The sequence below is a fragment of the Bacillus sp. CD3-5 genome, assembly GCF_006349665.1.
Taxonomy (GTDB): Bacteria; Bacillota; Bacilli; order Bacillales; family Bacillaceae_G; genus Bacillus_A; species Bacillus_A paranthracis.
This window is the reverse complement of sequence record NZ_VEPX01000004.1, coordinates 70,048-92,872: the sequence shown is the minus strand read 5'-3', so window position 1 is coordinate 92,872 and position 22,825 is coordinate 70,048. Positions and strand designations below refer to the sequence as shown.

General features: G+C 34.3%; 30 protein-coding genes. 19 read left to right on the top strand and 11 right to left on the bottom strand.

Annotation, left to right across the window (positions count from 1 at the left end; genetic code table 11):
* The first annotated feature begins 43 nt into the window (after positions 1-43).
* Positions 44-208: a hypothetical protein gene (locus FH036_RS27080; RefSeq protein ID WP_000746318.1), complete on the top strand. Its 165-nt coding sequence runs from the start codon at positions 44-46 to the stop codon at positions 206-208.
* A gap of 763 nt (positions 209-971) precedes the next feature.
* On the opposite strand, the gene FH036_RS10050 is transcribed toward FH036_RS27080, so the two are convergent.
* Positions 972-1,211, bottom strand: a complete 240-nt coding sequence (locus FH036_RS10050; protein ID WP_000700215.1) for a DUF2798 domain-containing protein — start codon at positions 1,209-1,211, stop codon at positions 972-974.
* Positions 1,212-1,511: 300 nt separating this feature from the next.
* Positions 1,512-1,616 (bottom strand): YjcZ family sporulation protein, encoded by a 105-nt coding sequence (locus tag FH036_RS10045; protein ID WP_080776522.1) that lies wholly within the window; start codon positions 1,614-1,616, stop codon positions 1,512-1,514.
* Between the two features lie 295 nt (positions 1,617-1,911).
* Here FH036_RS10045 and FH036_RS10040 point away from each other — a divergent pair, with 295 nt between their 5' ends.
* Positions 1,912-2,325: a hypothetical protein gene (locus FH036_RS10040; RefSeq protein WP_000120198.1), complete on the top strand. Its 414-nt coding sequence runs from the start codon at positions 1,912-1,914 to the stop codon at positions 2,323-2,325.
* 88 nt (positions 2,326-2,413) lie between these two features.
* Here the strand turns inward: FH036_RS10040 and FH036_RS10035 are convergent, their stop codons facing one another.
* Entirely contained in the window at positions 2,414-2,869 is a 456-nt protein-coding gene (locus FH036_RS10035) for a hypothetical protein (protein WP_139895661.1), read from the bottom strand.
* A gap of 214 nt (positions 2,870-3,083) precedes the next feature.
* Between FH036_RS10035 and FH036_RS10030 the strand changes: the two genes are divergently transcribed.
* From FH036_RS10030 to FH036_RS10020, 3 genes are all read left to right on the top strand, one after another.
* Positions 3,084-3,473 (top strand): YflT domain-containing protein, encoded by a 390-nt coding sequence (locus FH036_RS10030; RefSeq protein WP_000448808.1) that lies wholly within the window; start codon positions 3,084-3,086, stop codon positions 3,471-3,473.
* A gap of 50 nt (positions 3,474-3,523) precedes the next feature.
* Entirely contained in the window at positions 3,524-3,724 is a 201-nt protein-coding gene (locus tag FH036_RS10025) for a CsbD family protein (RefSeq protein WP_000004269.1), read from the top strand.
* A 75-nt stretch (positions 3,725-3,799) separates the two neighbouring features.
* Positions 3,800-4,051: a GlsB/YeaQ/YmgE family stress response membrane protein gene (locus FH036_RS10020; protein WP_000522902.1), complete on the top strand. Its 252-nt coding sequence runs from the start codon at positions 3,800-3,802 to the stop codon at positions 4,049-4,051.
* A gap of 179 nt (positions 4,052-4,230) precedes the next feature.
* On the opposite strand, the gene FH036_RS10015 is transcribed toward FH036_RS10020, so the two are convergent.
* Positions 4,231-4,431 (bottom strand): hypothetical protein, encoded by a 201-nt coding sequence (locus FH036_RS10015; RefSeq protein ID WP_000391006.1) that lies wholly within the window; start codon positions 4,429-4,431, stop codon positions 4,231-4,233.
* 197 nt (positions 4,432-4,628) lie between these two features.
* Here FH036_RS10015 and rsbV point away from each other — a divergent pair, with 197 nt between their 5' ends.
* The 5 genes from rsbV (at position 4,629) to FH036_RS09990 (ending at position 8,024) form a co-directional block, all read left to right on the top strand.
* Positions 4,629-4,967, top strand: a complete 339-nt coding sequence (gene rsbV / locus FH036_RS10010; RefSeq protein WP_139895660.1) for an anti sigma b factor antagonist RsbV — start codon at positions 4,629-4,631, stop codon at positions 4,965-4,967.
* Between the two features lie 6 nt (positions 4,968-4,973).
* Positions 4,974-5,456: an anti-sigma B factor RsbW gene (gene rsbW, locus FH036_RS10005; RefSeq protein ID WP_000970573.1), complete on the top strand. Its 483-nt coding sequence runs from the start codon at positions 4,974-4,976 to the stop codon at positions 5,454-5,456.
* Positions 5,419-6,195 (top strand): RNA polymerase sigma factor SigB, encoded by a 777-nt coding sequence (sigB, locus tag FH036_RS10000; RefSeq protein WP_139895659.1) that lies wholly within the window; start codon positions 5,419-5,421, stop codon positions 6,193-6,195. The genes rsbW and sigB overlap by 38 nt, the downstream gene beginning before the upstream one ends.
* A 70-nt stretch (positions 6,196-6,265) precedes the next feature.
* Positions 6,266-6,706 (top strand): ferritin-like domain-containing protein, encoded by a 441-nt coding sequence (locus FH036_RS09995; RefSeq protein ID WP_139895658.1) that lies wholly within the window; start codon positions 6,266-6,268, stop codon positions 6,704-6,706.
* A gap of 175 nt (positions 6,707-6,881) precedes the next feature.
* Complete coding sequence (locus tag FH036_RS09990) at positions 6,882-8,024, top strand: fused response regulator/phosphatase (protein WP_000025553.1); 1,143 nt, start codon at positions 6,882-6,884, stop codon at positions 8,022-8,024.
* Between the two features lie 38 nt (positions 8,025-8,062).
* Here FH036_RS09990 and FH036_RS09985 read toward each other — a convergent pair whose 3' ends face one another.
* The 3 genes from FH036_RS09985 to FH036_RS09975 form a co-directional block, all read right to left on the bottom strand.
* A complete protein-coding gene (locus FH036_RS09985; RefSeq protein ID WP_139895657.1) occupies positions 8,063-8,920 on the bottom strand; it encodes a CheR family methyltransferase in 858 nt (285 codons plus the stop codon).
* Between the two features lie 16 nt (positions 8,921-8,936).
* On the bottom strand, positions 8,937-11,627 hold the full coding sequence (locus FH036_RS09980) for a response regulator (RefSeq protein ID WP_139895656.1): 2,691 nt from the start codon (positions 11,625-11,627) through the stop codon (positions 8,937-8,939).
* Positions 11,628-11,832: 205 nt separating this feature from the next.
* A complete protein-coding gene (locus tag FH036_RS09975) occupies positions 11,833-12,084 on the bottom strand; it encodes a hypothetical protein (RefSeq protein ID WP_138322379.1) in 252 nt (83 codons plus the stop codon).
* Positions 12,085-12,305: 221 nt separating this feature from the next.
* Here FH036_RS09975 and FH036_RS27075 point away from each other — a divergent pair, with 221 nt between their 5' ends.
* The 4 genes from FH036_RS27075 to FH036_RS09960 all read left to right on the top strand — a co-directional run bounded on the left by FH036_RS27075 (position 12,306) and on the right by FH036_RS09960 (position 13,791).
* Positions 12,306-12,443: a hypothetical protein gene (locus FH036_RS27075; protein WP_000359816.1), complete on the top strand. Its 138-nt coding sequence runs from the start codon at positions 12,306-12,308 to the stop codon at positions 12,441-12,443.
* Between the two features lie 39 nt (positions 12,444-12,482).
* On the top strand, positions 12,483-13,013 hold the full coding sequence (locus FH036_RS09970) for a general stress protein (protein ID WP_139895655.1): 531 nt from the start codon (positions 12,483-12,485) through the stop codon (positions 13,011-13,013).
* A 126-nt stretch (positions 13,014-13,139) separates the two neighbouring features.
* Positions 13,140-13,343, top strand: coding sequence for a DUF4028 family protein (locus tag FH036_RS09965; RefSeq protein WP_000635855.1), 204 nt, complete (start codon positions 13,140-13,142; stop codon positions 13,341-13,343).
* A 136-nt stretch (positions 13,344-13,479) separates the two neighbouring features.
* The gene (locus FH036_RS09960; protein WP_000637511.1) at positions 13,480-13,791 is read left to right on the top strand and encodes a YbjQ family protein; all 312 of its coding nucleotides are present in this window, start codon (positions 13,480-13,482) and stop codon (positions 13,789-13,791) included.
* A gap of 671 nt (positions 13,792-14,462) precedes the next feature.
* Here FH036_RS09960 and FH036_RS09955 read toward each other — a convergent pair.
* Positions 14,463-14,768, bottom strand: coding sequence for a hypothetical protein (locus FH036_RS09955; RefSeq protein ID WP_139895654.1), 306 nt, complete (start codon positions 14,766-14,768; stop codon positions 14,463-14,465).
* Positions 14,769-14,885: 117 nt separating this feature from the next.
* On the bottom strand, positions 14,886-15,878 hold the full coding sequence (locus FH036_RS09950; RefSeq protein WP_139895653.1) for a zinc-dependent alcohol dehydrogenase family protein: 993 nt from the start codon (positions 15,876-15,878) through the stop codon (positions 14,886-14,888).
* A 313-nt stretch (positions 15,879-16,191) separates the two neighbouring features.
* Between FH036_RS09950 and FH036_RS09945 the strand changes: the two genes are divergently transcribed.
* Positions 16,192-16,728 (top strand): DUF4352 domain-containing protein, encoded by a 537-nt coding sequence (locus FH036_RS09945; RefSeq protein WP_044792635.1) that lies wholly within the window; start codon positions 16,192-16,194, stop codon positions 16,726-16,728.
* A gap of 87 nt (positions 16,729-16,815) precedes the next feature.
* Positions 16,816-17,400 (top strand): hypothetical protein, encoded by a 585-nt coding sequence (locus FH036_RS09940; RefSeq protein WP_001036902.1) that lies wholly within the window; start codon positions 16,816-16,818, stop codon positions 17,398-17,400.
* 66 nt (positions 17,401-17,466) lie between these two features.
* On the opposite strand, the gene FH036_RS09935 is transcribed toward FH036_RS09940, so the two are convergent.
* On the bottom strand, positions 17,467-17,607 hold the full coding sequence (locus FH036_RS09935) for a YflJ family protein (protein ID WP_000273536.1): 141 nt from the start codon (positions 17,605-17,607) through the stop codon (positions 17,467-17,469).
* Positions 17,608-17,914: 307 nt separating this feature from the next.
* On the opposite strand from FH036_RS09935, the gene FH036_RS09930 reads away from it, so the two are divergent.
* Positions 17,915-18,277: a hypothetical protein gene (locus FH036_RS09930; RefSeq protein WP_000582788.1), complete on the top strand. Its 363-nt coding sequence runs from the start codon at positions 17,915-17,917 to the stop codon at positions 18,275-18,277.
* A 26-nt stretch (positions 18,278-18,303) separates the two neighbouring features.
* Here FH036_RS09930 and FH036_RS09925 read toward each other — a convergent pair whose 3' ends face one another.
* A complete protein-coding gene (locus FH036_RS09925) occupies positions 18,304-18,489 on the bottom strand; it encodes a YhzD family protein (protein ID WP_000539553.1) in 186 nt (61 codons plus the stop codon).
* 135 nt (positions 18,490-18,624) lie between these two features.
* Between FH036_RS09925 and FH036_RS09920 the strand changes: the two genes are divergently transcribed.
* Both FH036_RS09920 and FH036_RS09915 read left to right on the top strand, forming a co-directional pair.
* Positions 18,625-19,866, top strand: a complete 1,242-nt coding sequence (locus FH036_RS09920) for a metallophosphoesterase family protein (RefSeq protein WP_139895652.1) — start codon at positions 18,625-18,627, stop codon at positions 19,864-19,866.
* Positions 19,863-22,787, top strand: coding sequence for an ATP-binding protein (locus FH036_RS09915; RefSeq protein ID WP_139895651.1), 2,925 nt, complete (start codon positions 19,863-19,865; stop codon positions 22,785-22,787). Before FH036_RS09920 ends, FH036_RS09915 begins: the two co-directional genes overlap by 4 nt.
* Positions 22,788-22,825 lie beyond the last annotated feature (38 nt).

Below are 22,825 nucleotides of genomic sequence, written 5' to 3'. Positions count from 1 at the left end.
AATGTGCCATCTTTGCCCTTCCCTTAAGAAGGGAGGGACAGGAATGAAAAAACGTAAAAAAAAGGCGACCAAAAAGGCAAAATCCCAGTCTTTTGTAAGTAATCTAGCATCGTGGACGACAGTACTGAGAAATATTCATTACTTCTTCACGCAAAGCCAGTTTGTAAAACATATAATTCAATTCATCAAAGAACAAATTGGAATGTAAAAAAGTGCTGCTATGATTAGCAACACTCAACTCAAAACTAAAGTAGATGGAACACTGAGCTGAAAGTACTGACCATACTTTCTTCGCACAAGACCAAAGTGATTTAGAAGCGGCAAAGGTGTCAGTGTTCTATCTTCTACTAAGATTATATTTTATTTTGTCCATAATAGACCTATATATACGTTAATAAAAAAGAAATACCCCAGCGACCAACCGGGGTATTTCATGACCGATAGGAATGAAAAAACTTGGCGACCAAACCTAGCTTTTGTGTTATTCCCATAAAATTTAAAAACTAAGCAACATCTTGTTGCACTTTTATTGTATCATTATCTTTCTCTTATTGTAATACATTAGATTATTTTTTAGATAAGAGTCCAATACATATTATTAAAATTAAGATGGTTCAAGTCGGAGGAAGGCACTTTAGGGTGTCTTTTCTTTTTTCTAAAAGAGAGTTTTGCTTTCAAGAAGATACATTTTCAATGGATTACTACCATGAGTATATAGATAAAGTCCATCAAAACATGTATGTTCATGAATATGTAAAATTACATAAAATTTCCGAGAAAAAGAGAGTATACTTTCTTATTGTGTAATAAAGATAAAGCTCGCCTACGGAAATAGGCGAGCTTTTTTAACATATAAAGAAAAGACAACTTTTCAAGTACCTTTCTTTGAGTTGAAACATTTTACTAGGTTAAGTTTTGTGATGATTATTTCTGTTCATTTAAATGAACTAGAGTAGTACATCACTTTATTTTTAAGCATCCTTCTCAACAAATATGAATATTTTCATTATCCTTTTCACTACAAAGGGTAGTAATTTAGAAGCTAAAAATGCAAGCACGAAAGCAATTGCCCATGTTTTTATCCATGATTTGAGAAATAAAGCTGTATACCCAACATTCATTGAAACCATGACGAAAGAGATAATACTAGATATACCTAAAATCATAAAGAGATTAAAAATTATCGGTTCAAATTTTTTATTGATTTTCAAAATTAACACCTATTTTCTATATATGCTTTGCTGTCCGATTTCACCAACATCTAATCTTACAGTTTGAAATCTATGTTGTCCAGCTTGTTGTACTTTTCTGCAATAGCAATTATTGAGATGTTAACTAGTTTGTCTGGGATGGGAACTCATGATATTGCTATCAAGCTAAGGTTGTATAAATGAACACTTTATCTTTTTTATAGCATCGAAGTTCATTTTGGGGGCGAATGTAATATTACATCATTAAAGTATTAGTTACACTTGAATCGCTGCATATCGCATGTCTTTTCCAATAGTTTTTTAGCAGAAGCAAGCAGCTCCAACGATGATTAATAAAATAAACAATACAACTAATAAAGCAAATCCTCCCGCGAAGCCATAACTATCACCAAAGCCGAGAACAATTCCTCCTTTAAATAGGAGGGGGAAAACAAAGGATCAATTATGTGTTTTAACGGATTCCATTTACTTTATGTATTTATGAATGGAGCAGGTTCTTTTCAAAATAGATTTATTCTTTGAAGGAGTTCAAGGGCAAAATAGGAGAATCTATATTGTTCTTTAAGAAGGAATAAATAAAAAACAAAATATCCAAAAATAAAGATAGAAATCCGCTTTTATACCTTTCATTAAAATAATACTAGCATTATATATTGTAAGGAATACTTATCCTTAATTGTAAATGAAAGGGGGGATTGGTATGAGTTATGGCTATGATCATCCTCCTGAAAAACATCATAAACACCACAATGAAACTTTGTCAACGGGTGTATTACGTAGACATTCCGCTACGTTGTTTCTTACTGTGGAAGCTATGAATGTTGATCCAGATGATACTCATACAGTAACTGTTGAAATGTTTGATTGGTCATCGGGTTCTCCGGTATTGTTACCATTAGTAGACCCTTCAACACAAACATTGGCACCTAATCGACGTGTTACTTTTCGTTCAGCAGCTCTTCCTTCAGGTGTTTTTGCTTATGAAGTAAGAATCATTCGTTCGAAAGATAGAGATGTTGTTACGAATGTTTTTGGTCTTAGTGCAATAGTATTTAACCCACAAGAAGGAAATAATGTTTTACAACATGATTTAGCAAAATTAGATCTTAAATAGCTTTTATAAAAGTTTATTTATTGGACAAGATTAAAAAAGAGTAGGATTTTACATCCTACTCTTTTTTAACATCAATTATATTAAAATTTTAAAAGAAATCCTTCATCATTTTCACATCTTTAATATTCACTGTTACACCTTCAACCTTATCCTTCTTCTCATCTTTAGCAATCGTAATTTTCTCATTATTATCAACCCAAACAAGAAATTCTTCTTTTGTGTCATCTTTATATGTAACGGTAATAGTAGAATGTGCCGATTCTCGCTTTTTTTGATCTAAAGTGATTGTTTTAGGCGTGCCTTTTTGAACTGCGGAAACGATAGATTGTATCATTTCTTCGTTGTCTGTTTGAGATTTTGAAACGTTGTTATTTATTGTGCTAAGTATTTCAATGTCTGTAATATTTGCGGATTTTAATTGAAAGGTAGTTTGTGTATGTTCTTGCTTAGCTTGTGAAGCTTTATCTGTAGATAAGGTGCTTGTACAGCCTATTAAAGTGAAAGATAGAGCGGTTAGAGCGCATATAGATATAATTTTTTTCATAGTATCCCTCCTCACGCTTAATTGTAACAATTTTCTGTTAATTTAGGTAGTTATTGTAAGGAGAAGATGTTTTTAAAATGGTAAATGATGTTGTTCATTCTCTATTAAAAGCAAAATTCACATAACTTTTTTCATATTTTATGTTTAACATTTCGAAAATAGGTGTACTACATATAATATAACAAATAATTCATTTTAAAGGAGGAAGTTAAAGATGGAAACGAAGTATAGTAAACCTTTTGTATATGAATTTATTACGGAGAAAGAGGTCATGAATGCGGCGAATGATCTAGTGAAGAAAGGAATAGACCAAAAAGATATTTACGTATTAACACATGAGAAAGAAAGGACAGACAGAATTGCAGACAATGCAGACGTGAATACAATTGGAATAAAAGAGGAGGGACTTGGGACAAGCATTATTAACGTCTTTCAAAAAACGGGAGATCAGTTAAGAAATAAGATGCAGGAGTTAGGGCTTAATGAAGAAGAAGCAAACTTCTACGAAGAAAAGCTAGATGAAGGGAAGATCTTGTTATTCGTTAAAGATTTAGAGAGAGTCGGTGAATGGTTACAAGAAAGAAGATGCATGTATTCTATTTAAATTTGTATCCTGTAAATCTATAAATCTATTACGAAAAGGAGATGGGAAATATGAGTGAGAGCGGACTAAAAGAACAAATTACTGGTAAAGTGGAAAAGACAAAGGGACAAGTAAAAGAAGGAATTGGTGAAGTTACAGAAGATAGAAAGTTGAAAAATGAAGGGAAGTGGGACAAGACGAAGGGAACGATAAAAGAAAAAGTCGGAAAAGTTAAACAAAAGATAAGTGATGGGTTGGATAATAAAGAATAATACATGTTTATCAAGCTTTGGTTACATACCAAAGCTTGATAAATCCAATATAAAACGAATATAGGAGGGTTAATTGTGGGACTTATTATTACGTGTATTGTAGGTGGACTTATTGGTGCGTTAGCTGGAATGATTACGGGAAAAGACTTTCCTTTAGGTATAGTTGGTAATGTGATTGCTGGTTTAATTGGATCTTGGGTTGGTAGTGCATTATTTGGTCATTGGGGTCCTGAATGGGGAGGCATCTTTATTCTTCCAGCGTTATTAGGTGCAATCGTCTTTATTTTAATCGTTACATTCTTCTCTAGAATGCTACGGAAAGCGTAAGTATGATAATGAATAGTAATTTTAAGTTTATTATATATAGTTATAAAGTAAATAGAATGATAAATATACATAAAAAAGCATCCAATTCAAATGATTTGGATGCTTTTTTATGTAATCTGCATAGGAATGAGCGGGGGATGAAGGCCCCCGCTCATTGAAATTACACTTTCTATTATGTATTAAACCATCGTTACTTTTTTACAATTATTTATTCTTACGACCTGCCTTGGTTCTATATGAGGTAAGTCCTCGCTATTACCTATATCCACTACAATCGTATTCGTTAGTATATTAATAATGGAACCAACTAATTTTGTAGCATGATCGTGTCGATAAGAAAATTGAACGAAATCTCCCTTTTTAAAGTTGTGCTCTTCCATAGATAGATCCCCCTAAAAATAATGTTTATACATTATACATACACAAATTTATAAGGTTTAAACATTTGGTATTATTTTTTACGTGTTAAGCCGAGAAAGGTGTGGAAAATTTATTTATAATAAAAATAAAAAAATATGTTTAAAACTAATTTTTATGGGTAATTAACATAGTAGTAGTTTGAGATAAGGGGGCGGAAATGATGAATTTGGGAATAAATATTTTGCAAAATGATGTAGGGTATACGGTACAACTTAATGGTGAAATTGATGCATATACGGCATCAGATTTAAAAAATAAGATCATGCCTATTGCAAGCGAAAAAGAGGTTCATATGGTAGTAGATTTTACTCAGGTAGAGTATATGGATAGTACAGGATTAGGCGTGTTTATAGCGCTATTAAAAGCAGTTAAGAAAAATGATGGAAAACTAGAGTTTATTGGTGTATCTAAAAGGTTAAAAAGATTATTTGATATTACAGGGTTAACAGAAATATTAAATTTGAATTCCGATTTTGAAAAAGTAGAAAGAAGGTGACTAGGGATGATGGAGAGATTTGAAAAGATAGAAATGAAAATTCCTGCAAAGGCAGAATATGTGGCTATTATTCGTTTAACGATGGCTGGTGTTGCGAATCGAATGGGCTTTGCTTATGACGATATAGAAGATATGAAAATTGCTATTAGTGAAGCATGTACAAATATTGTACAACATGCATACAAAGAAGACGTTGGAGAAATTGCAATTGTCTTTGGGCTATATGAAGATCGATTAGAAATTATGGTTGCGGATAATGGGGTTAGCTTTGATTTTAATAACTTAAAAAGGAAAGTTGGTCCGTATGATATTAGTAAACCAGTAGAACATTTGCCGGAAAATGGTTTAGGTTTATATTTAATCAATACGTTAATGGATGATATACAAATCATGCATGATGAGGGCATGACAGTTTTAATGACAAAATATATACAAAGAGAGCAGGTGGAGAATGATGGAAATCCAATCTCAACCTACGAATCTTACTAAAGAAGACGTTATGAAACTAATTGCAGAATTTCAACAAAACCAATGTGATGAAGCACAGGACAGGTTAGTTGATCATTATAAAAATCTTGTCTATTCTATTGCATATCGCTATTCAAAAGGCGGACCGATGCATGAAGATATTATACAAGTAGGCATGTTAGGGCTCTTAGGCGCAATAAGAAGGTATGATTATTCGATAGGGAATGCTTTTGAGCCTTTTGCAATACCTACGATAGTAGGGGAAATAAAGAAGTATTTACGCGATAAAACTTGGGGCATTCACGTTCCAAGGCGAATTAAAGATTTAGGCGGAAAAATTAAACTTGCGATAGAGGAGCTAACAGATCATTTGCAGCGTTCACCGAAAATTATAGAGATTGCGGATCATTTAGGACTATCCGAAGAGGAAGTACTAGAAATTATGGATGCGAAAAATAATTATCGAGTATCTTCCTTAGATGATGTAGTTGAAAATGCATCTGATGGAAGTTCGGTAGCGAGAATTGAATCTGTAGGTGAAGTAGAGCAAGGATATGAAGAGACAGAAAGGCGTCTCGTTTTAAAGGATATTTTTAACGTATTAAATGAAACGGAAAAGAGTGTTATTCATTATATATTTGAAGAGAATTTAAATCAAAAGGATACAGGGGAACGGTTAGGTATTTCACAAATGCACGTTTCTCGTATTAAAAGACAAGCAATAAGTAAATTGAAGCAAGCCGCATTTTTAGATACATAAAAAATTTAAAATAATGATGTTTAAAACATGAGAAAATGGGTACGTATTAAGTATAGGAGGAGATATAAAAATGTCACACGATGTGAAAGAACTAATCGAAGGATTGAATGAAGATTTAGCAGGAGAATACGCAGCAATTATTATGTATAACCATAATGCAGCAACAGTTTCTGGTATATATAGACAAGTGTTAAAACCTTTCTTTGAATCTGAAATTAGTGATGAACAAGGACATGCCCTATATTTAGCGGAGAAAATTAAGACGTTAGGTGGTACACCTACTACGATCCCTTTACGAGTGAAACAAGTAGAAGACGTTAGAGAAATGTTAGAAGAAGCTAGAAAGTCAGAATATGAAACAATTAAGCGTTATGAAAAGAGAAAAGAACAAGCAGCGAAATTAAATATGACAGAGTTAGTTGTAAAGTTAGAAGATATGATCGCAGATGAAACAAATCATATGGAAGAATTGGATCGTCTTTTAAGTGATAAAGCAATGGTGTTAAATTAAAAGTGGAAACTTATAGAGTGAAAGAACAAACTCTCATTTCTGGGGGTTTGTTCTTTTGCTATATAAAAAATGTGTTTGAGTAGGAAATTTTCATTTTATAACTGAGTATGTAATACTAGAAAAATAGAAAATAATAATCGATTTACATTTTATATAAGAAAAGGGGAAATCACTTGTGTCCATTTTAATTGTAGATGATAATCCGGTGAATATCTTTGTAATTAAGAAGATTTTAAAACAAGCCGGATATCAGGATCTTGTATCACTTAATTCTGCACAAGAGCTTTTCGAATACATCCATTTTGGAAAAGATTCTTCCAGGCATAATGAAATAGATTTAATACTATTAGATATTATGATGCCTGAAATTGATGGACTTGAAGTTTGTAGGCGATTACAAAAAGAGGAGAAGTTTAAAGATATTCCTATCATTTTTGTAACAGCTTTAGAAGATGCGAATAAATTAGCTGAAGCACTTGATATAGGTGCAATGGATTATATTACAAAACCAATAAATAAGGTTGAATTGTTAGCGCGTATGCGTGTAGCACTACGCTTGAAATCGGAATTAAATTGGCATAAAGAACAGGAAGAAAATCTTCGGAATGAACTAGATTTAGCTACGCAAGTACAAAGAAACTTATTAAGTAGCCCATTAAGAGAAGAGCATATAAAAATCGAAGCAAGTTATTTACCTTCATTTAAACTAGCTGGAGATATGTATTACTGGTATAAAATCGATGAAAACCGCTACGGTATTATATTATTAGATGTGATGGGACATGGTGTATCTGCTTCCTTAGTTTGCATGTTCATTTCGTCTGTATTACGTGAAACGATTAAATGTTTAATCGATCCAGAACTCGTCATGAAAGACTTAAATAAATATATGACTCTTTTACATAATGAGAATGACAATATTCCATATTATTTTACAGCGATATACTTAGTAGTTAATACAGAAGATAGAACGATTGAATATGTAAATGCAGGACATCCTTCTGGATATGTTTTAGTTGATGAAACAAATGTAGTGGAACTAAATCGCGGGAGTTGTGCGGTAGGATTTTTTGATGAGATAAAAGTTGAAAAGACAGTTATACCTTTTGAGAAAAATGCTCAAATCGTATTGTTTACAGATGGTGTACTTGAAGCAATAGCAAATGATGAATTTGTGGCTGAAGAGAAATTACGTACTTTTACAGAAAGAAAATGGGGAGAGTTAGAAGAAGAGATAGAAGGGTTTTACAAGGAAGAACAGAAGGAAGCACAATCAGATGATATGTGTCTTATTATGATACAAGCGAATGCGAAATAAAAAGCGTATGAAATCCAAATAGAGGATTTCATACGCTTTTATTGTATTTTTTGATAGATTTGTTCGTGTGGATTAAATTGCGTATAATGCGGCATGATATCCGAGAAACGAAGAGTTTCTTTATTTCCTAAACATAGGAATCCATTGTGACTTAAACTTTCATAAAATAGTTGCTGTACTTGGTTTTGAAGTTTACTTGTAAAGTAAATTAAAACGTTACGGCAAAGGATAATATGAAATTCGTTAAAAGATTGATCGGTTACTAAATTATGTTGTGCAAAAATAATGTTTTGTAACAGTGAAGGATTAAAATAAGCAAAACGACTATCCGTTGAATAATAGTTAGAAAATGCTTGTGTACCGCCAGCTTGTAAATAATTTTTCGTATAAGTTTGCATTTTATTTAATGGAAGAATACCTTGTTTTGCTTTTTCTAACACATTTGTATTCATATCTGTTGCGTAAATAACAGCTTTTTCACTTAATCCTTCTTCATGAAGTAAGATGGACATGGATAATACTTCTTCACCAGTGGCGCATCCAGCATGCCAAATTCTAATTTCAGGATGCTTTCTTAATTCAGGAATAACATGCTCTCTTAGCGCCTTAAAAAAGATAGGGTTACGGAACATCTCAGTTACATTGATCGAGAAATCATTTAATAACTGTTCTAAAACCCCTTCCTCATGAATTACTTTTTCAATTAACTTTGAAATGGTAGGGATATGAGAAATCTGCATTCGATTACAAATCCGCCTATAAATAGATGTGCGAGCGTATTGGCGAAAATCAAATCCTGATAGTTTAAATACCGCTTCTAATAGTAAGTCAATTTCTAAGTTCGTACGCTTATCCATATCTACTGATGGATCAAAATTATAATACTTATTTTCCACTGAAACGAAACCTCACTTATTTTATTAACCATACACTCATTACCGAATAGAGTTGATGTAAATTTAATGGTTTACTTATATAATCTGAAGCGCCAGCAGATAAACATTTTTCCTTATCATTTGGCATTGCTTTAGCAGTTAATGCGATAATAGGTATTTCATGTAACCCTAAGTTCATTCGGATATGTTCCATCGTTTCATAACCGTCCATATTTGGCATCATAATATCCATTAAAATAAGGTCGATATTTGTATTGTTTTTTAGTATTTCTAAACACTCTAGGCCGTTTTGTGCAGTAATGATATTGGCATGTTGTTTTTTTAATGCATTTTGTAATGCAAATATATTTCGATGATCATCATCGACAATTAAAATAGTTTTCTCTTGGAAGACGTTATTTGTTTCTGGAATCACGATAGTTTCCTCGACAACTTCAGCAGGAATAACTTCATCTACCGTTGCTGCGACTTCTAAATTGGACAACTGTACATCATGTAATCCATTTGGAAGGTTAGGAATATATACGGTGAAAGTACTGCCTTCTCCTACGTGACTCTGTAACGTAATCCAACCACCTAATAATCTAGCAAACTCTTTACAAATAGATAATCCTAATCCTGTACCACCATATTTCCGAATCGTTGCGCCATCAGCCTGTTGAAAGGCTTCGAAAATAAGTTGATGTTGTTCTTTAGCGATACCAATACCAGTATCTTTTACTGAAATTGTCATCCAGTCTTCACTTATAGACTGCATATCATCACTTAAATTGCTTGTTTCTATCGAATCGAAATGTAAAGAGACAGATCCTTTTTCCGTGAATTTAAATGCATTGGATAATAAGTTTTTAATAATTTGTTCAATCCGTTTTGCATCTGTATAAAACAGATCAGGAATCGTGTCACTGTCTTCAACAGTAAATTCAACATTTTTTTGTGCAGCGATATGTAAGAAGTTTTGCTGCATACTTGCAGCCATATCACTTATGTTCGTTGCTTCAAAAATGACATCTAGTTTTCCGGCTTCTACTTTCGATAAATCTAGTATGTCATTAATTAAAGTAAGTAAATCCTTCCCTGATGAATGAATGACGGTTGCCAATTCAATTTCATCATCGGATAAATGATTATCATGATTTTCTTTTAACATTTCAGATAATAGTAAAATACTATTTAACGGTGTGCGTAATTCATGTGACATATTTGCTAGAAATTCTGATTTATATTTTGAGCTACGTAACAACTCGCTTGCTTTTTCTTCTAATTCTAATTTAGTCACTTGTAAGTCAGCTGTCTTTTGCTCGGCCTCTTCCGTTCTAGACTCTAACTGTTCGTTCGTTGTTCTTAATTCCTCGGCTTGCATTTGTAGTTCTTCCGCTTGCGTTTGCAATTCTTCTGATTGAACTTGTAACTCTTCTGTCATTGCTTGTGATTCATGTAAAAGAGTTTGAATTCGCATACGTCCCATAATGCTGTGGATTGTTAAACCTAGATTATCAACAGTTTGGTGAATTAAATCTTGATGTAAATCTGAAATGTCAGTTACACTTACTAACTCCATTACTGCAATCACTTCATCCTCAAATAAGACAGGGATGACTAGTAAATTTTTAGGGCGTATTTCTAATAATCCAGTAGTAACGTAACGAAACTCTTCAGGTATGTCCCTAAGAATAAAACTTTTCTTTTCTAAAGCAGACTGTCCAATGAAACCTTCACCCATTTTAATGGATTGTTTTCCAATATCAATACCTTGATCGGCGAAAGAAGCTTTTTTCACAAAGTAGACAGTTTCTTCAACTTCTTCACGAACATAAAATGCACCGCAAGAAGTTTGCGTTTTTTGTATAATTCCACTCAAAATTTTGTTACCTAACATCTCAATTGAAGATACACCTTGATACATTAAAATTAATTCTGCAATCTCCGTTTGTAACCACTCTCTTTTAGATATTTCGTCTAGCAGATGGTTCGTTGTATGAGCAAGATCTTTTATTTCATCATGTGTATTTACATGAATTCTTTCCGTAATTTTTTCTTTAGAAGAAATGGATTTAATAGCTTGAATTACATTTTTAATCGTTTTTGTAATGGAATTCGAAATATAAAGTGAAACGATAATAGAAATACAAGATAGTAAGAACAATAAACTGTATAACCAAAGCTCTAATTTATTATTTTTAGTATCTAATTGTGCAGCTCTTTTTTTCGTTAATTGCTCCTCAGTGCTACGGAAGTCAGTTAGTTGTGATTGTAATGATTGGATTTCGGTAGTGTCGATTTCTTGTATTTTATTACTATTATGATTTGCAATTAACGGGTGAATCTCTTTATTCATCCAATTAGTAATGTTTCCGTTAATCTCTTTTAATTTTTCTTGCTGAGATGGATTATCTTCTAATAAAGAAAAAAGATTATGGTAATGTTTTTCGTAATCTCTTTCGGCAGAGTTAAGAGATTGCAAATAGTTCGCGTTATTAGAAGTGATAAAGCCTTTCGCCTTATTTTCTATTGTTAGCAAGTCTTTTTCCACTTGGTTCGTTAAATTGAGAACTTTAAAATCGTGATCAATAATAAAATTACGAGATTTTTGTAAATTGGAAATCTGATTGTTTAACATAATAAAAGAAATAAGTAAAAACAAAATGATAACTAAATAACCAGCCATAATTTTGTAGCGAATACTAAATTTTGCTTCCGATTTCATTAAAAATTCCTACCTTCAAGGTTATTAAAAGTTTTCTATTTTAAAGAATGAAAAACGTAATATATATTATATCAGTTTTCATAAGGCCAAACTAGAAATCCCCCTATTGTATTAGGGGGTTCGTTTTGAATAGAGGAAATTATTTTGAAGTATAAAACTATATATGAAAAGTAACAATCGAGGGAATAGGGAGATAATAAAACCTTTAAGAAGGAAAGAGTGTTCTTAAAGCTCTTTTTGCATCTACTCCTTCAAATATAAATAATACAAGCTCCCTCTTTTTTACAGTAAGGAAAAATGATACTAATGTGCTTAAGTTTTTAATAGAAGTAAGTGTTCCTTGTTTACTTATAAATACATTTGTTTGAAATGTTGTCATTAAAGCATAAAAATGATGAATCTGCGTTATTGTAGGTGTTTCATTATAAGAAATAGTAGTAGAGTGAATGGCGTTCATCGTAATTTTCCTTTCCATATAATAAGCATAACAATATAAACATACCCGTTTTAAAAAATGTTAAACATATAAAATTAAAAAAATATAATTATAGTTTTTTACGTTTAAAAAGGGATGGTAAGGGTATACATATACCATAAAGAGATTGACCGAAGATGAATTGTAAAGTTCTAGTCTATAAAAATATACTTTTACTTTAAATAAAAAGGAGACTGTTACATATGGATAAAATGATAACGGATATTACATTTGATTTCATTTACTTGTTAAGTAGTTCTCTTGTAGTCCTTTTATTGTTAGCGTTTTTCGTAAATGGGTATGTGAATAAAAAAATTAGTGTATATAAAAACGAAGAGTAATAAAGATACGTTATATAAAATTTTAGGAGGTTAATAGTTATGAATGTAGATAGAAAAATAGTAGGTGTTTTTCAAACAATTGATGATGCAGCACTCGTTATTAATGAATTAAAGGAAAAAGGATATTCGGCGGATAACATTTCAGCTATTGCGAAAGATCAAAAGGAAATTGAACATCTGGAAGAAAAATCGGGTGAAAAAGTGAATCATGAAACTGCACATAAAGCGGATATCTTTTCAGCGACAGGGCTTGTAGCAGGAGGAGTAGCAGGCGGACTCGGTGGTTTATTAACAGGTCTTGGTGTACTTGCTGTATCTGGACTAGGCCCAATTGTAGCAGCAGGACCTATCGCAGCAGCTATTGGAGGAGCCGGTATTGGCGGAGGAGCTGGAAGTTTAATAGGAGCATTTATAGGGTTAGGAATCCCTGAAGAACATGCTAAAAAGTATGAAGAATATATTTACGATGGAAATATATTAATTTTAGTAGATGCAAAATTAGATGATAAGTTAGAAATCTATAAAATATTTGATAAGCATCATGCTTATAACTCGGATTTCTTTAAATAAAATGTAAACAAAGTAAATATCGTTTTTTGGTCTTACAACTTTGGCGCGACCGAGGAGTCGTATGACTATAAGAGAGGAAGGGCTTATGGTAAAAGATCAAGTTTAAGAGAGAAGGGGTGTCTTGTCGTGATTGTAAAAATATTAAAGGATAGTAGTAATAGCTTCCTTTGTACAGTGCAAAATAAAAACGGAGAGAAGTATGTGAAGAAATGGTTTCGTAAACATGAAAATAATGAAGAATTAGGGCGACCAACTTTTAAAGAAGTAGAACGCGACTGGAAAGAAAATAGAGAATCGTTTATGTATCCAAATGTTAAAGCGCTTTATTAAACATACTAGGCATTTTATTATTACAAAACTGTCACATTCCTGTAAGGTAATTCAATAGATTCGTTACTTGTTCCATGCCATAATAAAGACATAAGAAAGCTAATCAAAAAATATAAGTTATAGGAGAGTGTCAGTCATGATTGTAACAACAACGTCTGGAATTCAAGGTAAAGAAATTATTGAGTATATCGATATTGTAAATGGTGAAGCTATTATGGGTGCAAATATTGTCCGCGATTTATTCGCATCTGTTCGTGATGTTGTCGGTGGTCGTGCTGGTTCTTACGAAAGCAAGCTAAAAGAAGCTCGTGATATCGCAATGGATGAAATGAAAGAACTTGCAAAACAAAAAGGTGCGAACGCTATCGTTGGGGTTGACGTAGATTATGAAGTTGTTCGTGATGGAATGTTAATGGTTGCTGTAAGTGGTACAGCTGTACGTATATAAGTAAATGAAAAACAGGCTCCCCCTTGAAGTTTATGCTTTGAGGGGATTTTTTTGTTTTATGACTAACGTTAAAATGAAGAAGAGTTGATGGAGTTTTATAAATGAGTCAAACGTTATTGTAAAAATGCTAGGATGCTCCTAGCATTTCGTGAGGGGTATTGTATGGGAATTTAAAATAAGCTGACACACTTGCTTATCTCAAATGTAGTATATATTGTTTTCAAAGGGAAAGGTAAGAAATACAACAATCTTTATATATGTTTAACGAAGGTGTTAACTTTATGACAAATAATAAAATTGTTATTTGAGGTAAGAAGAAAAATAATGGTATGAATAGCTTTAGAGAGTGTATAGTTGATAGAAATAAACGATTGAGCATGTAAAGCGTTGTATTACATAAAATTTAGAATGAATGGAGGCGATTACATTATGTTTTGGTTAGGGTGTTTTTTAGGCTATATTGTAGGTTCAGTTATTACATGTGCGCTACTTTACTATGGTTATAGATCTAGAGAAAATAAAAAAACGGATATACGAGAGAGGGAGGAGAGGAAAATCAATAAAAAAGGTGTATAGGATGTGAAAGGTAAGGTGATAGTATCGATGCAAAAATAAAGGACAGTACATATTGTATATGACTACTATGTACTGTCCCGTTTATTCTTTTTGGATTAGGAAAAGTTGTTTCCTGTCTTACTATAAATTTCATAGGCGAAATAACCAAATAAATAGCCTATTCCAGAGCCTAAACTAATGGAAAGAAGTGAATAATCCGGGAAAAACATGCCGAAAACCAAACCGATTATACAGCCGACAAGCATTCCTATCGGTATGAAACTGTCTAATAAAATTTGAGCCTCATTTGATTTTTTATTACCCAATTTGCCGTGCTTATATTTATGTTCCAATCTTTTAATTACAAATACTACAATTCCACCGACTAGTATAACAGGCCAAATTGCTGAAATGAACCACATGTTAGAAGCTCCTTTCATCTTTTAAAATAATTATACCAAATACTTACAAATTTTCGTTCCTAAATGTATTATCTAGTCTATTTAAAAGGTCAATGCAAAAGACTTCTTCCTTTGCATTCAATAACTCGTCAAAAACACTTTCCCTTTCGTTTTCTCAGCAGACTGCACAACATCAACCGCCGTTTTCACATCGGCTAAGTCATACGTAGAATGTACTTTCATAAAACGTAATTGTTTATTCTCCACTAAGCGAATTAAGTGACGAAACGTTTCTTGCCATTTATATGGTGACACTTCTTTATTCCAATGTCGTAAATGAAATATGTTCGCGTGCACTTTTGCTTTCGTGACAATCTCTTCCCAGTTTACTTGTACACCTGATAGAAGACCGATCGTTAAAAAGTGGCCGTTTGGACGTAAGGAGAAAGCTAATGCATTTCCATCCGGTCCCCCGATAGAGTCAATCGCAGCATCTGCACCAATTCCGTGTGTTAATTCCATAACGGTTTCATAAAGCGGGGCAGTGGAAGTATCTATTACATGGTGGGCACCAAGCTCAAGTAATTCCTCTGTATGTTTACTATTTCTTGTCACGGCAATGAGTCGGAAATTTAAAATTCGTGATAACTGTGCAAAAAGATGCCCAATAGCGGATCCACAAGCATTTACTAATAAAACATCATGACTCTGTAAGTTTAGCGTTTCTGTACAAGTGACCCACGCCGTAAGAGGATTAATATACATTTGTGCCGCTGTGAAATCATCGATGGAATCGGGAATAGGAACTACAAAATCAGCTGATGTTTTCACATATTCTTGCCAAGTACCTTCGCCGCGTAACGGTAAAACACGTTTGCCGATAAGTTCTCTAGAAACAAAAGCCCCTACATCTTCTACAATGCCAACACCTTCATAACCAGGTATGTTAGGTAACGGAATTCTATGGGCATACGCTCCGGTTATTGGAATTAAGTCAGATGGATTAATCGGTCTAACTAGCATACGAACTAAAACTTCATTCTCTTTTAATGGTTCTATATTTTTATATTCAACTTGTAATACATCTTTTGGATTGCCGAACTTGTGAAATTGAATGTGTTTTCCGTGCAAAGTAATGTTCCCCCTTAGTTTGATTGGGTTTATTATAGCATTTTTGGTTTTGGGGGTTATTTTGTTAAATGTATAAAAGGAAACGCGTAGAAATAATTCAGTGAAAAATGGGAAAATTTAAAGTTGTAGAAAGGAAACGATAGTTTTTGGCCGTTAAAAGGTGCTTTTTCATCCGTATAAAAGTAAAAAACGAAATATCTCTTTAAAATTTCGTTTTTTTTATTTTTCTCGACAAAATACGACACAATATAGACAGGTCATCTGATATTATGTTTTTTGTAAATCTTACATATATCATTGGAGGAAATGTTTTATGGGTAAAATATTTAAGTTTGGGTGTTTAGGGTTTATCGGTTTAATCGTGCTAGGTATCATTGTAGCATCACTAGGTGGTGGAGATGATAAGAAAGAACAGTCTTCTACTGGAACAAAGCAAGAAACTACAGCTCCAGTGGCTAAAGAAGGTGAGTCTTCTAAGGTTAAAATCGCTGTAGGGTCTGTTGAATCTGTAGATTCTGTAGGTGGCGAATATTTAAAAGAAAAAGCACAAGGTGTGTTTAAAGTAGTTGAAGTTACAGTTACAAACAATCAAAAAGATGCTATTACTGTTGATGCTAACAGTTTCAAATTGGTTGACAATAAAGATCGTGAGTTTACTTACTCTACACAAGCTCAAACAGCTTTTGATGTAGGTAACGGCGGTCAGTCTGATTTCTTCTTAAAACAACTTAATCCTGGTTTATCTCAAACAGGAAAAATTATCTTCGATGTTCCTGCTGATGCACAAGGACTAGTTTTAAAAGCTCGTGGCGGTATGACAGGAAAAGAAATTAAATTAAAAGTTGAATAGTTAAATAGTCAAAGGCACTCAAATGAGTGCTTTTATTTTGCCTTCCCAAATACAATTTAACAATTACGCATAAATGGAGGAATCAGCATGAACAAAAAGGTAATCGGAGGGATTTTAGGTGTTATTGTAATCATCATAGCTCTTGTGAGTATGAACGTATTACAAAAAAACGCTAAAGAAGCCGAAGAAAAAAAGAAGCGTGAAGCTAGTTATGTTCAAGCAGCAGCGGAATTTTATGAAAATATCGGACTAATGGGATTTGTTGCTGATCTTGTTTTACCACAATATTCACAGGCCTGGTCTAAAGCTATTGATGATCGCCGAGATTTTAATATAGCTGTAAATGCTAAGAAAAAATCAAATGATACAATAATTTCCCAAGCATCTGTAATATATAATGATATGGAAGGGCAATTAAAAACTGTTTCTGAAGCTGCAAAAGAAAATCCAGATAAGTATAAAGAACTTTATGATGAATACAAAAAGATGTATGGAACCATTACATCTTTAAAGGAACAAACTGAATCACCTAGTGGGACCTTAATGACATTTAACCAAAATGCAAATATGTTATTTCAGGAATACAAGAAGTATAAAGGAAATATCGATGTGGTTGTATCTGAGGATATAAAAAGTGAAGTTGAAAAGTTAAAAGAAAAAAACAAGAAATAATTAAAATCGTAATTGAAGTTTTCAAAAGCAAGAAGCTACTTTTAAAGTAGCTTCTTCTATTTTTTATTAAGCCGAAGCCTTCTTCATTCTCTCAAGTAAACTAGATAACACATGCGTACGATACGATTCTAGTTTTTTACCTTCATAAGTACGGATACCTAATTTTTTAAGTTCTTTTACATACCAACCTTTGCTTCCGAAATACATGTGATCGCTCCCCTTCAACTTTGTTTTTACCCCGCATTAACGGGCAGTAAGACTCCCACCTTGAAATTGGGCTATGACGCAAAGCAGTTAGGTGGGAGATCAACTGCCCGTAAATGCCCGATTGGTTCAACTAATAATCATTTGGGATGAAAAGATTCCCCAATGATTAAAGTTTCACTTTATCTGTTCTGATTGCATATGGAGGTACAGGTAATATAATGAAGGAAATGAATTTCGCGCGAAAATGGTTAACTTTGTTGCAAAAGACATATATACTAAAGATAGTATACAACGAGGTGGACAAGACGTGATTATAGAGAAGCACGAAATTCAAATTGACCAAATTACGAGTGGTAAAGTGAATATCTTTACTTTCTATCGAAATAGAAAGCAAATTGATGATCAGTTTTTACGATTGCAAGAACCATCGCTTACAGCAAACTACTTCTTCCATTTTCATTTTGATGCAGAGAGCTTGCATCTACTGCAGGAAGAGTTTCCAGGCGTATATCCGTACGACGGTAGTGAAACGATTCACGACTGGACGGAAAAGATGAAAGCGGAATTGCAACATCAGATCCAAACAGGAAAATGGAATAAGCGCGTACGTATCGGTAATCGCATTCTAGATGTGGTGTTTACGTGGTGTGACGAAGATATAGTAGAGTGAAAAAGAAGCGGATGACGCTTCTTTTTTTAGCGCTGGAATAAAACGAGCTTACCTGCAGAAGATGTGCAGCGATGTGTTTTTTCATACAATCCTTTTTCTCTTAAAATAGATTCACCTTTTGCTTTCGCTTCTTTTTCAGTTGCCGCCTCGAATGATTCGTCTAATGCTTTAGAACCATCTTTTTCAAAGACTGTTAGAACGTATACTCCCATGAAAATTCCCTCCAATAATAGAAATCAGAATCTTATAACTATTTTGGCATAAATCACTAGAATATGCAAAGAAATATATGACATTGCGTGTTACAATAAGGTGAAACTTTTGAAACATAGAAAGGATCGTTATTTGTGAAACAAGTGAAGTTTATACATGCGGCTGATTTGCATTTGGATAGTCCGTTTAAAGGAATGGAGATGAATGTACCGCAGTCTGTTTGGGAGAGAATGAAGCAGAGTACGTTTGAATCGTTCGAACGTATTGTTGATAAAGCGATTCAAGAGCGCGTTGATTTCGTATTGCTAGCCGGGGATTTGTATGATGCGGAGACGAGAAGTTTGAGGGCGCAAGTGTTTGTGCGCGAGCAAATGAAGAGACTTTCGCAGTACGATATCCCTGTTTTTATTATTCACGGTAACCACGATCATTTAGGGGGAAGCTGGGCAGCAATTGAGTTTCCGGAAAATGTTCATGTGTTTACGGAGCCTTACGTAGAAGAGAAATCATTTTATAAAAATGGTGAGTTATTAGCTTCTATTTACGGATTTAGTTATTTGCAGCAAGCGGTAACGGATAATATGACAGCGCAATATACGAAAATGAGTGATGCGCCTTTTCATATTGGCATGCTTCACGGAAGTGTGGAAGGAGATGCAGAGCATAATCGCTATGCACCGTTTCAAATTCGTGAGCTGAAAGAAAAGCAGTTTGATTATTGGGCTCTTGGCCATATACATAAACGTGAAATTTTATCAGAGGAGCCGTATATGATTTATCCGGGGAATATACAAGGGCGTCATCGTAAGGAGACAGGGGAAAAGGGTGCGTACCTTATTGAACTTACAAAACAAGGAACGCATTGTTCATTTTTTCATACGGCAGATGTTGTGTGGGATGAGATAGAAGTGAATATTGATGGACTTGAAACTGTTGATGAACTTATGACGAGTGTGTCAACTGCGATGAATGAGTGCCGAAGAGAAGAGGAAGGTATGCTACTAACTGTCGTATTTACAGGACAAGGGCCACTTTCTCCTTATTTACGTGATGAAAAGCGCGTAGAAGAGATTTTTCATATTTTAGCATCTGGCGAAGAGCGAAAAGATTTCGTGTATGCGATGAAGTGGAAAAATGAGACGGTCTCTTTTGCGGAAATCGAACGTTTGAAAGAAGAAAATCATTTCGTCGGTAGTGTGCTAAAGGAGTTAGAAGCTTTCACAAATATGGACGGCGTATTGCGCAGTATTTGGACATCTCCTGTAGCGCGTAATAGTATTGAATCTTTTACAGAAGAAGAGAAGAAAGAGATTCAAAAGGAAGCAGAAAATATTATTTTAGAACAATTATTCCAGCAAGAGAGGGATAAGAAATGAGAATTGAAAAACTCCATATTTATGGGTACGGAAAATTAGAAAATGTGGAAATGGATCTTTCAATGCTGACGGTGTTATACGGTGAAAATGAAGCGGGAAAATCGACAATTCGCTCGTTTATGAAAAGTATTTTATTCGGTTTTCCGACGAGAGGACAGCGCCGTTATGAGCCGAAAGAAGGCGGCAAGTATGGCGGGGCGATCACTGTACAAACAGAGAAGTACGGCCGTTTGAAAATTGAACGATTGCCAAAGACGGCAGCGGGTGAAGTAACCGTTTATTTTGAAGACGGGAAAACGGGCGGTGAAGAAATTTTACACGATATATTAACCGGGATGAATGAGAGCTTATTTGAATCTGTCTTTTCATTTGATATGCACGGTCTTCAAAACATTCATCAGCTTGGTGAAGCGGACATCGGCAATTATTTATTTTCAGCAAGCGCAGTTGGAAGTGATGCGTTATTGCAGCTCGATAAAAAGCTAGAAAAAGAAATGGATCAGCGCTTTAAGCCGAGCGGGCGTAAACCGGAAATTAACGTGTCACTGCAAGAGATGAAGAAGCTGGAAGAGAAGATGAAAGAGTGGCAAGAGAAAATTGGCACGTATGAAAAACAAGTTGAGCAGCTAAAAGAAAGTGAAGAGAAACTAGCTTCTGTTCGCGTGGAAAAAGAGAGCGCAGAAAAACGAAAGCAAGATTATGAAATATTAGCAGCGCTAGAGCCTCTCGTTATTGAAAAGCGTGCGCATGAGAAAGTGTTAGAAAACGAGAACGGGCAATTCCCTGTAAACGGAATGGCGCGTTATGAAGCGATTAAGGCGAAGATGGAGCCGCTTCAATTACAAGTTGATTCGCTGCATAAAAAAATAGAGAATGTGCAGTCAGAAATAGAATCGATTCAAATAGATGAAGAGTTTTTACAAAAAGAAAGTTATGTAGAAGAACTTCGTATGCAGCATATGTCTTACGAAAATGCACACCAAGAAATGCGTGATTTGACAGGAACGATTACGAATATAAAAGAAGAACTGGCAGAACTAGAGCAACAAATTGGTGCTACTTTTGAAAAAGAAACAGTTCTGTCGTTTGATATGAGTTTGGCAACGAAAGAGTTAATTACGCAAACAGTGCAAAAGGCGCGTGAATTAGAAACGCAAAAAGCACAGCTTGATGATCGTTTTAAAGTAGCGCAGGAGCAGTTAGAAGAACAAGAAGAAAACATAAGGCAGATTAAGCAACAAATGTTAGCGGATGAAGAGCGAAATACGTTAGCTGAGAAAGAGAAGTCGTTCCAAGATGCAGCGTTTATCGGTATGGGCGCAGAGAGACTGAAGCGCAAGTACGAGGAAAAAGCAGGAGCGGCTATGCAAAAGAAAAAGCAGTGGCAAAGAGTTTGTCTTCTGTTACTTCTTATTAACACAGGCGTTCTATTCACAAGTTTATTTATAGACAATCGCCTACTCTTATTTATTAGTGTCATTATTTTTGTAGGGATTGTTCTTGCCCTCGTTTTATATAAAGATCCATCAAGCGGATTACAAGAAGAGCTTCTTACTCTTCAGCAAAGTGCCGGCGGAAGACAAAGTGAAGAAGCGATGTCTGTACGCTACGAGTTAGAAAAAGATGCAGAGATACGGAAGCTATTTGAGCGTGAGTCATATAAATTACAACAAATGGAGCGAGCGTATGATAAAGTTGTTTCATCGTATGAGGAATGGGAAAGAGAAACGTTCCGCACGAGCGAACAAGTAAATGTGTATAAAAAGCGCTATACGTTCCCTGAGTTTTATACGTATGCGCACATATTACCGGCGTTTGAGCGTATGGAAAAGATGCAGCAATTATATCGTGATTTAGAGAAGAAAAGTGAGCGCAAATCTTCATTATTTGAAATGATTTCGCAATTTGAACATAAACTAGAAAATGTTATTGGTAGTGCGGAGTATAGTAAGCTGCACGAGGCGCAAAGTCGTATGCAAAATGAGAAAGAAAAACGCCAAACTTGTAAGCAGTTAAAAGAGAAGCTAGCGGAATGGCAAGAAGAATATGCGCTTATGCAAGAGCAATTGAAACAACTGTTAGTAGAGCGAGATAGTTTATGGCATATCGCACATTCTACAGATGAAGAGATGTTTTTAGAAGCAGGTAAATTAGCGGAAAAACGTGAAGATGCTGAGAAGCAAGTAGGGCGTTTATTACCGCAAATTGATCTGTTAGAACAGCGTTTAACGAGTTTATCATTAGCTGAACATTATGAAGCTGACGGTTATGATGAAAAATTAAAGCAAGAAATGACAGTCATGCAAAAATGTCTTACAAAGGAAAAAGAACTGACAGAGCGTATTGCACAGCATCGTATGGAAATTGCGAATTTAGAAGAAGGAAGTACGTACGGTGATTTACTACACGAATGGGAAATGAAAAAAGCGCAAGTGCGTGAACAAGTGAAGAAGTGGGCTGCGTATGCGGCCGCCAAGACAGTGTTAACGAAAACGAAGCAATATTATCATGAAGTACATCTTCCTCGTATTTTACAAAAATCAGAAGAGTATTTCGTCTATTTAACGGGCGGACGATATAGTAAAATCTTTTCACCGTCAGAGGCGGAGCCATTTATTGTGGAGCGTAATGACGGTATTCGTTTTTACAGTCACGAACTAAGCCAAGCGACAGCGGAGCAGTTATATTTATCGCTGAGATTTGCATTAGCGAAAACATTTGAGCATGATTATCCATTTATTATTGATGATAGCTTCGTGCACTTTGACGCGGTAAGGACGAATCGCACAATTGAACTCATAAAGGAAATCGCAAAAGATAGACAAGTCATCTTCTTTACATGCCATGCGCATTTATTAACGTATTTTACAGAAAAACAGATTATAAAATTAACGCATAAGCGTAAAGAAAATGAGTTGTAGTGTGCTATACTAAAAGTAACTGATTTGGTGGAGGAATT